We start from the raw sequence: 13188 nt of genomic DNA on the forward strand, positions 1-13188 counted from the left end.
TGGATTTTCGGGCCGTTTTTTTTAAATCTCAGGGCGTTAGAGCGCCCGGAAACCTGTTTTTAGTACTGAACCGACAGGGCGTCGATCTTCGGCGTCTGCGGCGGTGCGAACTTGGTCAGGTCGATACCGACGACAGCGGCCTTATATTCTTCCGCACTTGGTGTGCGGCCAAGGATCGCCGACAGCACCACGACAGGGGTCGAAGCCAGCAGCGATTCACCCTTCTTCTCGGCCGTGTCTTCCACGACGCGGCCCTGGAACAGGCGTGTCGAAGTCGCGAGAACGGTATCGCCCTTCTCGGCCTTTTCCTGGTTGCCCATGCATAGGTTGCAGCCCGGACGCTCGAGATAGAGAATGTTCTCGTATTCGGTACGGTTGGCCGTCTTCGGCTTCAGGTCGTCGAATTCGAAGCCGGAATACTTCTGGAGAATCTCCCAGTCGCCTTCGGCCTTGAGTTCATCGATGATGTTGTAGGTCGGAGCAGCGACGACGAGCGGCGCCTTGAACTCGACCTTGCCCTCGGCCTTTTCGATGTTCTTGAGCATCTGCGCGACGATTTTCATGTCGCCCTTATGCACCATGCAGGAACCCACGAAGCCAAGATCCACCTTCTTGGTGCCGCCGTAATAGGAAACCGGGCGGATCGTGTCATGGGTATAGCGCCTCGACACATCGGCATTGTTGACGTCGGGGTCGGCGATCATCGGCTCGTCGATGATATCCAGATCGACGACGACTTCAGCGAAGTATTTCGCATTGGCATCCGGCGTCAGCGCCGGCTTTTCGCCGGAACGGATCTCGGCGATGCGGGCATCGGCCTTGGCGATCAGGCCCTTCAGCGTCTGGGCAGCGTTGTCCATGCCCTTGTCGATCATGATCTGGATGCGCGACTTGGCGATTTCCAGAGACTCGATCAGGGTCGCGTCCTCGGAGATACAGATCGACGCCTTGGCCTTCATTTCGGCCGTCCAGTCGGTGAAGGTGAAGGCCTGGTCGGCAAGCAGCGTGCCGATATGGACTTCGATGATACGGCCCTGGAAGACGTTATCGCCGTGCTGCTTGAGCATCTGCGCCTGCGTCGCGTGGACCACGTCGCGGAAGTCCATATGCGACTGCATCTTGCCCTTGAAGGTGACCTTGACCGATTGCGGGATCGGCATGGTCGCTTCGCCGGTGGCAAGCGCCAGCGCCACGGTGCCACTGTCGGCACCAAAGGCAACGCCCTTGGACATACGGGTATGGCTGTCGCCGCCGATGATGATCGCCCAGTCATCCACGGTGATATCGTTCAGCACCTTGTGGATGACGTCCGTCATCGAATGATAGGCGCCCTTCGGGTCACGCGCGGTGATGACGCCAAAATTGTTCATGAAGGACATCAGCTTGGGAATATTGGCCTGAGCCTTCTTGTCCCAGACGGATGCCGTGTGACAACCCGACTGATAGGCGCCATCGACCAGAGGCGAAATGACGGTTGCCGCCATCGCTTCCAGTTCCTGCGCGGTCATCAGACCGGTCGTGTCCTGGCTGCCGACGATGTTGACCGTCACACGAACGTCGGAGCCGGCGTGCAGCACCTTGCCCGGCGCGACGCCAACGGCGTTGCGGTTAAAGATCTTTTCGACCGCGGTCAGGCCCTGGCCTTCGACCGAGATTTCCTTGTTCGGAGCGAAAACCGGCGTTGCCTCGACGCCCAGCGTCTGCGCGGCAAACGTCTGCAGCTTCTTGCCGAATACGATCGCGTAGGACGAGCCGGCCTTCATGAACTCCATTTTCTGGGGCGTGAAGGCAGACGCGACATCGACCAGTTCCTCACCGTTCTCGTCGCAGAGCTTCTTGTTCTTGGCGTCGATCTTCAGAACGGTACCGGTCGCAACCGAGTATTTCTGCTCGAGGATCGGGTTGCCTTCGTTGTTGAGGATCGGCTTGCCGTCTTCACCGGTCTTCTTGACCCAGTTCTTCAGGTTGACGCCGATGCCGCCGGTCACGTCGACCGTCGTGGCAAAAATCGGCGAGATGCCGTTGGTGCCTGCAACGACGGGGGCAAAATTGACGAAGGGAACATAGGGGCTGGACTGCTTGCCGGTCCAAAGCGCCACGTTGTTGACGCCGGACATGCGCGACGAGCCGACGCCCATCGTGCCCTTTTCGGCAATCATCATCACCCGCTTGTCGGGATGCTGCTTCTGCAGCGCGACGATTTCCGCCTGCGCTTCGGGCGTGATCATACACTGGCCGTGCAATTCGCGGTCGGAACGCGAATGCGCCTGATTGCCGGGGGAAAGAAGATCGGTCGAGATATCGCCTTCGGCGGCGATGAAGGTCACGACCTTGATCTCGTCTTCTACGTCCGGCAGCTTGGTGAAGAACTCGGCCTTGGCATAGCTTTCCAGCACGCCCTTCGCGACCGTGTTGCCGGCCTTGTAGGCGTCGCGCAACCGGAACATGTCGGCATCATACAGGAAGACCTGGGTCTTCAGCACGTCGCCCGCCTGTTCGGCGATCACCGCATCATCGCCAAGCGCGATGTCGAGCAGCACGACGATCGAAGGACCGCCCTTCATATGAGACAGAAGCTCGAGTGCGAAAGTGGGCGTGATCTCCGGGACGATTGTTTCGCCGAGGATGATCTGCTTCAGGAAGGCCGCCTTGACACCCGCGGCGCTGGTTGTGCCTGGCAGGGTGTTGTAGATGAAGAATTTGAGGGCATCAGCCCGGTGCTCGCTACCGGTATCCCGGATCAGGGCGATGATGTCGCCGACAAGCGCGCCATCGTCAATCGGTTTGGGAGCAAGTCCCTGGTTTTCTCTGCTTTTGATCTCGGCCAGGTAATCCAAGTAAAGGTTCATTGCAGTCCCAACGTCATGATGATTATGGCGCTGAAACGCAGCACCATCGAACGATATGATAATAGGCCGCAAGGCCTGTCGGTCTGGAGTACGTCAACCAGGACCGTGTGACAAGATACCGCATTCCAGTAAAAAAGTGGTATTCTTTATTCAGGTATCGAGGCTGAGAACGCCGATTTGCGTGCCCACGCAATCGCATGCCGCACTCAATCGATTTACCCCGCCTGTCCGATCCAATCAGGCCAAGACAAAAACTTTTCCGTGTCCCTGTCTCTGCGGCCGGCAATCCGGCGACAGGACTTGCGAAATGCTAAAATAGACTGGTGGAAAATCCGAAAAAACGATCGGAAGCGTCGAGACCGCCCGAATCGTATCGATCCTTCCGGGGAAATTTCCGGTCAGCTCGACCGGGAGGCAAAAGCCATGCGGACGGCCGGCCGAAAGATTGGCCCAGCGGCAACCACCATGCCTCCATCACCAGAAATGATTGAACCCCTTGGTGCAAAGGGGAAGCGCACCACCATACGGTCAGCAATCCTGTCGTGATCGCCGCCGCGCCCAAAGCGAAATCTGTGTGCTCTCGATTTATTTATTTTAGCACTTCATTATTTTAGTACTTTCTTATCGAATGTTCCGTCTTCTCGGAGCTGTCGAAAAATCGGCGCGGCACGGAAGACGACAGCCTTTCGAGCAATGACAAAAAAATGCGAGGAGACGTATTGAGATGGTTGCAGTTGTATCGGACAAAGTCAGTGGTGAAACATCTACAGTCGCCACAAACGAAATTTCCATAACCCGCCCCAGCACGATCAAGCTTAAGCTTTCCCCGAAAGACATATCCGCAACGTCGCGCTCCGGATCAGACCTCATCATCAACCTGACCAATGGTGAGCAGATCCGTATCGATGGCTTTTTCACTGGAGAAGGCGACAAGCGGAGCGAACTCATTCTCGAGGACGAGTTCGGTAATCTCTGGAATGGCGAATACACCGATGCATTTGCCGATCTGCAGTTCGAGCCGCTTTCAGCCGTCGATCAGATGGTCGGAGGTGCAGCGGCAGCCGGTGCCGGCTCGGCGTTCAGTATTCTTGGCCCCTTGGCTCTGGCTGGCGCCGCCCTTGCAGCTGTCGGCGCAGGCGGCGGCGGTGGTGGCGGCAACAATGGCGGCGAACCCGGCACACCTGCCCCCGGCGCCCCGGCGGTCAGCCTCGGCAACGGCGATGGCTTTCTGAATGCACAGGAAACGGCCGGCGGCTCCGTGGTCGTAAGCATCAATCTGGCAGGCACAGGAGCGGTTGCAGGCAACACGCTGACGGTCAATGGCACGACGGTGACACTGACCGACGCCCAGATCGCAGCGGGCGTCGTCGAAATCAATGTCCCCGCGCCAGCTGACGGTCAGACGCTGACCGTGACCGCATCCTTGACCGACGCAAACGGCAATACATCGCCGGTGACAACGATATCGGCCGTCGTGGACACCACGGCTCCGGGTCTTCCGAGCGTATCGGTGGGGAATGGCGACAACGTCATTTCAGGCGGTGAAGTCACGAACGGGCAGGTCAAGGTGACGGTCAATCTTGCCGGTAGTGGCGCCGTTGCCGGCGACACACTGGTCGTCAACGGAACTGCAACCGTGCTGACGGCGGCGCAAATCGCAGCGGGTGTCGCGGAAACGACCGTGCCGGTGCCGGCCGACGGCCAGACACTGACGGTAACGGCGTCGTTGACAGATGCCGCCGGAAACTCCTCGCCGGCCGCAACCATATCCGCGCAGGTGGACACGACAGCACCAACCGCTCCTGTACTGACGGTCGGCAATGGCGACAACATCATCACAGGGGCTGAAATTTCGAATGGCGCGGTAACCGTCAGGATCGACATTGTCGGGACCGGTGCCGTCGCCGGTGACACCGTCACCGTCAATGGTAGCGCAATCGTTCTGACCGGCGCGCAGATCGCTGCCGGTTTCGTCACCACGACGGTGACAGCTCCGGCGAGAGGAGAGACGCTCAACATTTCGGCGTCCCTTACCGATGCCGCCGGCAATGTCTCGCCGCCTGCAACACTGTCTGCAGTGGTGGACCCCAATCTCCCAGGCACACCAACCGTCACCGTCGGGAATGGCGACGCCTATATCAATGCCGCTGAAGCCGTCGGCGGGGTGGTATCGGTTTCCATCAGCCTCGCCAATACTGGCGCTGTTGCCGGCAACACCCTGACTGTCAACGGCAACACGATCGTATTGACGGGCGCGCAGATTGCGGCCGGCCTTGCCCAGACGACTTTGCCCGTCCCGGCGGACGGCGAGACACTGACGGTGACGGCATCGTTCACCGATAGCTCCGGCAATACGTCACCAGCGACCACGATCAGCGCGTTGGTCGACACGATCGCCCCTAACCTGCCCGGCTTGACGCTCGGCGATGGCAACGGCCCGATCGGAAGCGGCGAAATCTCTGGCGGATCCGTTACGGTTTCCGTAAACCTTGCCGGCACGGGAGCCGTGGCCGGCGACACGCTGATCGTCGGTGGCATACCTGTCACGTTGACGGCGGCGCAAATTCAAGCAGGCACCGTGACGGTAGCGGTGACCGCTCCGGCTGACGGCCAGCCACTGTTCGTTTCGGCGACGCTCACCGATCCAGCCGGGAACAGTTCACCCATTGCGACGGCTTCAGCTCTTGTCGACACGACAGCTCCCGGTCTGCCCACAGTCACGCTTGGTAGTGGTGGACCCTTTCTGGGACCGAATGACATCACAGGTGGCGTCGTTGACGTTACGATCGGCCTTGCCGGCACAGGTGCCGCAGCAGGAGACATACTGGCTATCAACGGCGATACGTTCGTATTATCGGCTGCCGATATCAATGCTGGCACAGTCACGAAACCGATCCCGGCACCGGCCGAAGGCCAGACCCTCACGGTCACGGCAACCCTGACGGACACGGCCGGCAATCCTTCCCCGGCGGCAACGGTTACAGCGATTGTCGACACGACGCCTCCGGGGACACCCGGCATCATCCTTGGCAATGGCGATGGTGTCATTGAAGCTGGCGAACTGGTCAACGGCTCCGTTCCTGTCAGGATCAGTCTTGCGGGCACCAACGCTGCGGCCGGCGACACGCTGACCGTCGGGAGTGTATCGATTGTACTGACTGCCGCACAGGTCGCTGCAGGTGTGGTGGACACGAGTGTGCCTGCCCTCGCCCAAGGCGCCCAACTGACCGTTTCAGCCTCGCTGCAGGATGCCGCCGGCAACAGTTCAGGCACCGCAAATGCTTTGGCGGTAATGGACACAAACCTGCTCGGCACGCCCAGCATGACGCTGGGTGACGGCGATGCCTATCTCAATGCTGCGGAGGTCATCAATAATCTGGTGACAGTAACATTCAACATTACAGGCACCGGCGCTGCGGCAGGCGATACTCTGACCGTGAATGGCACTCCGATCACACTGACCGCCGGCAACATTTCCACCGGCACCGTTTCAACCCAGGTGACGGCGCCGGCGGATGGCTTGACCTTGTCGGTGACGGCGCAACTCACCAGCACCGGTGGCTACACCTCGCCAACGGTCACAGCCTCGGCACTGGTCGACATCAGCCCACCCGGCACCCCCGTCCTGACCTTGGGCGATGGCGACGCTTACATCAAGGCGAGCGAGGTCACCAACGGAACGGTAAACCTTCGCATCACCATCACGGGCACCGGCGCCGCTGAAGGCGATACCCTGATGGTCAACGGCAGCCCGATCGTATTGACTGCCGCCAATATAACAGACGGCTTTGTGGCAATGACGGTGCCGGCACCGGCCACGGGACAAGCGCTGACAGCCCATGCTTCGCTGGTTGATATCGCCGGCAACAGTTCGCCGATTGCGACCGCATCGGCAGACGTCGATACGGTGACGCCAGGCCAGCCAGCTGTGACAATCGGCAACGGCGACGGCTTCATCAACGGTAGCGAGATCACCAACAACCAGGTTGAGGTTTTCGTCGATCTCGCCAATACCGGCGCGGCTGTGGGAGACAGGCTGACGGTCGCCGGCACAACCATCGTGCTGACGTCTTCGATGATCAGCAACGGCGTCTTCGTCAATGTAAACGCCGTTCCGGATGGACAGGCGCTGTCGGTTTCGGCCTCAATAACCGACATTGCCGGCAACACCTCGCCGGTCACGACAGTCACTGCTAACGTCGATACCACAGCACCTAACCAGCCGGCCGTGACGCTTGGTGATGGCAACGCCTATATCAATGCCGCAGATGTTGTTAATGGCGCGGTTTCCGTCAACGTCAGCCTTGCCGGCACCGGTGCTGCTATCGGCGACAAGGTGAACATCGACGGCACCATCATCACATTGACGGCTGCGCATATCAGCGCAAACGCCGTATTGACGACGGTGCCCGTGCCGGCAACAGGCGGCACATTGACTGTCAACGTTTTCATCACCGATGCGGCAGGTGATAACTCGCCGACGGCAACCGTGTCGGCGCCGGTCGATACGGATCAATTCGGCACGCCCGTGATTACCATCGGCAACGGCGACCCCTTCGTTATCGCCAACGAGGTAACCGGCGGCAATGTCGCGGTGTCAATCAACATCAGTGGCACAGGCGCACTCGCAGGTGACAGCCTGATCGTCAATGGACAGACCATCGTTCTGAATGCTCAGCAAATAGCGCTGGGGCATGTCGACACCAGCGTCCTCGTTCCCACAGACGGTTCGCCGCTGACGGTTACGGCAAACCTCACCGATACCGCAGGCAACACCTCTCCTGTCGCAACTGCGTCCGCCGCTGTGGACCTCGACGTTCCAACAGCTCCGGGGGTTATCCTTGGCACGAATGGCGACCTTTATATCAACGCGGCAGAAGCGGCCGGCGGTGTGGTTTCCGTCAGGATCAGCATTCTCGGAACCGGTGCGGTTGCAGGCGACAGTCTGATCGTTAACGGGGCCAGGATCGTGTTGACCAGCCAAGAGGTCATTGCGGGTGTGGTAACGACGACGGTATCGGCCGCGGCAAATGGTCAATCCCTGATCGTAACAGCCCAGTTGCAGGACGTTGCCGGCAACGAGTCGGTGGTGACCACCGTCACTGCCTTGACCGACACGATAGCGCCGACCGCACCCGTCCTGACCCTGGGCAATGGCGACGGATTCATCAGCATCGTCGAAGTCAGCAATAATGCGGTTGCTCTCAGAATAGACATCAGTGCGACCGATGCCATTGCTGGCGATACACTGACCGTCAACGGCAACGCCTACGTCCTCACCGCCACCGACATTACCAATCGCTATGTCGATACGACCGTTGGCCTTCCCGCTGTCGGCAACACTCTGGAGGTCGACGCATTCCTGACTGACATTGCCGGTAACACATCAGCGGTCGTCGAGGTCAACGCAACGGTCGATATAACTGCGCCGACGTCGCCGATAGTGACGATTGGCAGCGGCAACGGCTTGCTTGGGATAGCCGACGTGACGGGCGGAGTGGCGCAGGTATCCGTCGATATCCGAAGCACGGGCGCCGTTGCAGGCGACATTCTGACGGTCGGCGGGCAGTCTATCGTCCTGACAGCATCGCAAATCAGCAATGGCATCATCACGACAACGGTTCCCATCCTCAATTATGGTCAACCGCTGCAGGTGACCGCAGTTCTCACCGATGCAGTCGGCAACGCATCGGCACCGACGACGGCTTCCGCAACAATCGACATCACAGCGCCCGGAATTCCTCTCGTCACGCTTGGTGATGGCGATGCCTTCATCAATGCGAGCGAGGTGACTGCCGGCAGAGTCGAAGTCAGGATTTCTCTTGCCGGCACAGGTGCCGTGGCAGGCGATACCCTGCTCATCGATGGACAGGCCACCATCCTCACCGCCCAGGACATCACCGACGGCCTGACCACAGGCATCGTCAGAACGGTTCCGGTTGTGCCCGATGGCGACCCCTTTGCGGTCGCCGTGTCACTGCGGGACCAGGCCGGCAACGGATCGCCGACAGCGACGGTCACAGCATCAGTAGACACGCAGGCTCCGCTGGCACCCACGGTTCAGCTTGGTGACGGCAATAATTTTATCATCGCCAGCGAACTGGTCGGCGGGGCCGTTCCTGTCTCGATCAGTCTTGCGGGCACCGGTGCCGCGATCGGTGATACACTGACGGTGAATGGCACGACTATTGTTCTCGACGCGACGCAGATCGCCACGCAACTCGTTACATTGACGCTACCGGCACCTGGCGACGGCCAGACGCTGAACGTCACCACAACGATCACGGATGCCGCCGGCAACACGTCTATTCCTGTTACGGAACAGGCCGTGATGGATACCGACATTCTCGGCGCGCCCACACTGACGATCGGCAACGGAGACGGCTTCATCACGGCAACCGAAATCATCGGCGGTAACGTTACGGTACGCGTTGGCCTTGCCGGCACAGGTGCGGCTGCCGGTGATACCGTGACGGTCGACGGCCAGCTGTTCGTTTTGACGCCGGGCGACATCACTGCCGGCTACATAAACGCGCCAGTGCTCGCGCCCCTGGAAGGTCAGTCGCTGACAGTGACGGCATCGCTTACCGGTTTTGGCGGCAACCCGTCGCCGGATGGCACCGTGACGGCCGTGGTCGACACAGTTGCGCCGCCCCCCGTCACTGTGACAATCGGCAATGGTGACGGCTATATCGTCTCCGGTGAGATTTCCGGCGGGACGGTCGCGGTCGCAATCAACATTACTGGTGCCGCAGCCGGTGATACCTTGACGATCAATGGAACGAGCCGGGTTCTGACGGCTGCCGATATCACTGCCGGCACCGTACAAACCAACCTGTCTGCGCCTGCAAGCGGCCAGTCGCTGACGGTCGAAGCTTCACTCACCGATCCGGCTGGCAACATCTCGACGCCGACGACTGTGTCCGCACTGGTCGATACGATCGCTCCTGACCTGCCTGTCATCACCATCGGCAATGGCGACGGCTTCATCCTCCCTGCGGAAATAGTGGGCAACAATGTTTCCGTTGCCATCAATATTCGCAATACGGGTGCAGTCGCAGGCGATACGCTGATCATCAACGGTGTTGCAAATGTGCTGACGACACAAAACATCATTGACGGCGTTGTAAACAGAACCATCCTCGCGCCGGCCAACAACTCCACGCTGACCATCAACGCCTCTCTTGTCGACGCAGCCGGAAACAGTTCCGGAAACGCCTCGGCAAATGCGCTTGTCGATACGACGGTGCCGACGGCACCAACCATCACGCTCGGCAATGGCGACGCCTATATCAATGCCGCCGAGGTGAGCGCCGGGCGCGTTGCCGTGTCCATCAATATCGGCACGAGTGGCGCGGCTGTCGGTGACACGCTCAACGTCAACGGCACGACGATCGTCCTGACGGCGGCGCACATATCTTCCGGTACCGTCGCCACCACGGTTGCGGTGCCGGTCAGCGGACAGACGCTGGCCGTGACCGCCTTCATCACGGATACATCCGGCAATATTTCCTTGCCGGCAACCGCCAACGCCCTTGTGGACACAATAGTGCCATTGGCCCCGTCCCTCAGCCTCGGCAGCAATGGCGATGCCTATATCGGCATTGCCGAGGTCAATTCCGGATTGGTCAACGTCTCCGTCAGCCTGGCCGGTACGGGTGCCGTCGCGGGCGACCGGCTGAACGTCAACGGCACATTCATCACCCTGACCTCGGCGCAGGTTCTTGCCGGAACGGTCACGACGAGCGTGGCTGCGCCTGCGAATGGCTCGCTGCTGACGGTCAATGCGTCGCTGATCGACATTGCCGGCAACACGTCACCGATCGTGACGGGAACCGCCACCGTCGATTTGGTCGCGCCGACCGCTCCGATTGTAACGCTCGGCACCAATGGCGATGCCTATATCAACCTCAGCGAGGTGACTGCCGGGTCCGTGGCCGTTTCGGTCAACCTTGCCGGAACGGGTGCCGTTGCCGGCGACCGGCTGACGATCAATGGCACAACCACCGTGCTTAGCGCAGCGCAGGCAGCGGGCATATTCACCACCACTGTCCCCGCACCGGGAAGCGGCTCGACCCTGACTGTCAATGCAATCCTGACGGATGCCGCAGGCAATGCCGCGCCGCTGACCACCGCGATCGCCACCGTCGACACCACTCCGCCTGTTGCTCCAACCGTGGGTTTCGTGGTCGATAGCGGCACGATCGGCGACGGCATTTCGACAAACGGCGCGATCAGTGTCAGCGGCATCGAGCCGGGTGCGCGCTGGGAATACAGCACGAATGGCGGCACCAACTGGTTGACGGGTTCCGGCACGGGGTTCACGCTCGGTGTCGGATCGCATAACGTTCTCGTGCGTCAGATCGATGTGGCCGGCAATGCGACAACGCGGACCCTGGGGCCGGTGACGATCATCAACCTCGTCGCCAACGATGATGCGTCAACCATAAACCTCAACATCACGCCCTCGACCGTGACCCAGCCGAAACAGACCGGCGCCGTCGGCGGCGTCCTCAACCTCGGCCTGTTGGGCAATGCGGTTGACGTCTCGCTTCTCTCCGGCCAGAGCCCATTGAAGTTTACCGTTGCCAACAACACGACGCAGCAGGTGAGCGTGAAGGGCACGGGCGCCGCACTTGCAGCGCTGACGCTGGTCGGAGAACAGAACTACGATCTGATCGTCTACCGCGTCGAGAATGGACAGACGCAAGCCCAGCAGGTCCATGTGATCACTGACTGGCTGACCTTTAATCCCGGCATTCTGGGATTGCTGCTGCCAAGCTGGTCCGCCTCGTCCACGACACTGCCGCAATTCGAAGGCGGCGGCACCTATTATCTGGTTCTGGCCAATCCCGGCGGCCTTCTCAATCTTTCGGCGCTTGCCAACATGACAGTCGAGACGACTTCCAATGTCGTCACGGATTATCGCAACGTCAACGGATCGGTGGCCGGCAATGTGCTGACGGGTGATGCCACGGTTACGGGAACGATCGTCTCGAGCGTCGATCAGGCCGCAGTCGGCCCCACCGGTCTGGTGATCCATGGCGATCATGGAACGCTGACGATCAGCAGAGGCGGAGCCTACAGCTATGTCGCCGATCCACTGTTCACCGGTGCGGATGGCAGCACGGACGTCTTCACCTACACGATTACCTCACCGGATGGATCGACCTCGACCGCCAACCTGACGATTACGGCGGATTATGCGCATGGTCCGCAGGCTCTGATGAGCGCCTCCATCGAGGAATTGAACACGGACGACATGTTCTCGATGGCGATGTCCTTCGATAGCGACGCGCTTGATCCAGACAGCGCAAGTATCGATCTCGACAGCATAAATGCGCCGGACACGGATGGGACGGACTTTGCACCTGACCAACCTGTTTTCGCAGAGTTGCAGCTTGATCAGGGAGGGCAGGAGGTGGATCTCGCCGCTCTTGGCCTGTCGGCGGATATCGACCCGTCACAGACGCCCGACGCGCCATTCGACGATGCCGCGTTCCTGACTGCACGGATCGAGATCACCGAAGACCTGCCCATGGATCCATTTCCAGTCAGCCTACTTCCGGAGGATCAGTTGCATACGTCGGTCATATGACGCCGACGGGGCAATCCGAAACGATGGACTATCGCTTGCCGGCCATTTGATGATGGCCGGCAAGCGAAGGCTTGACAAAAAGAGACAGAAATAATTTATAACCATCTGGTTGGAAATAAATCGGATGAGTTCATGGGCAGGAAACGTGTCATCGATCAGCAAGCCGTGCTCGATGCGGCCGAGCGTGTCGTCGGGCGCGACGGCGCGGCAAACCTGACACTCGACGCCGTTGCCAGGGAAGCCGGCATCAACAAGGCGAGCGTGATCTACGACCACAAGACCAAACAGGCTTTGGTCGAGGCTGTCGTCGATCGCGCGTTCGAGCGCGACAACGCGCATCATGCCCGCATCGAAGACGGGATAGGCGAGCCGGAAGACCGACCTATCCGGGCTCGGATCACGGCTGCGGCCGAACCGCCGCCGGAGGAGTTTCGTGCCGTGGCCTTGAACCTCAGCGCGGCCCTGGCACTCGATGCCGGATTACGCCGGAAAATGCAGACGAACCAGGCCTCCACGATCACCCGCATTGTGGAAGCCTCACCATCCCCGCGGGGCGCGCTTCTCGCCTATCTCGCGCTCGAGGGGCTGAAATTTCTCGAACATCTCGATTTCCACCATTTCACCCGCGAGGAACGCGACAGGCTTCTTCGCGAGATCAACTGGCTCGTCACCGCCTCCCCGCGGGAGATCGACCTGCCGGACAGGCCGGCAAACTGAATAGCCAAACTTTTTAGGTAACAT

The 13188-nt window shown here is 60.1% G+C and carries 3 protein-coding genes; 2 read left to right on the forward strand and 1 reads right to left on the reverse strand.

Annotated features, from left to right (window positions below; translation table 11 throughout):
- Nucleotides 1-59: 59 nt before the first annotated feature.
- Complete coding sequence (locus tag AAIH70_RS15180; RefSeq protein ID WP_132274122.1) at nt 60-2849, reverse strand: bifunctional aconitate hydratase 2/2-methylisocitrate dehydratase; 2790 nt, start codon at nt 2847-2849, stop codon at nt 60-62.
- 724 nt (nt 2850-3573) lie between these two features.
- Here AAIH70_RS15180 and AAIH70_RS15185 point away from each other — a divergent pair.
- Both AAIH70_RS15185 and AAIH70_RS15190 read left to right on the forward strand, forming a co-directional pair.
- The gene (locus tag AAIH70_RS15185; protein ID WP_430034548.1) at nt 3574-12447 is read left to right on the forward strand and encodes a BapA/Bap/LapF family prefix-like domain-containing protein; all 8874 of its coding nucleotides are present in this window, start codon (nt 3574-3576) and stop codon (nt 12445-12447) included.
- 132 nt (nt 12448-12579) lie between these two features.
- The gene (locus AAIH70_RS15190) at nt 12580-13164 is read left to right on the forward strand and encodes a TetR/AcrR family transcriptional regulator (RefSeq protein WP_132274127.1); all 585 of its coding nucleotides are present in this window, start codon (nt 12580-12582) and stop codon (nt 13162-13164) included.
- Nucleotides 13165-13188: the final 24 nt, after the last annotated feature.

Origin of the sequence: Neorhizobium sp. BT27B (assembly GCF_050455485.1) — a bacterium.
Lineage (GTDB): Bacteria > Pseudomonadota > Alphaproteobacteria > Rhizobiales > Rhizobiaceae > Neorhizobium.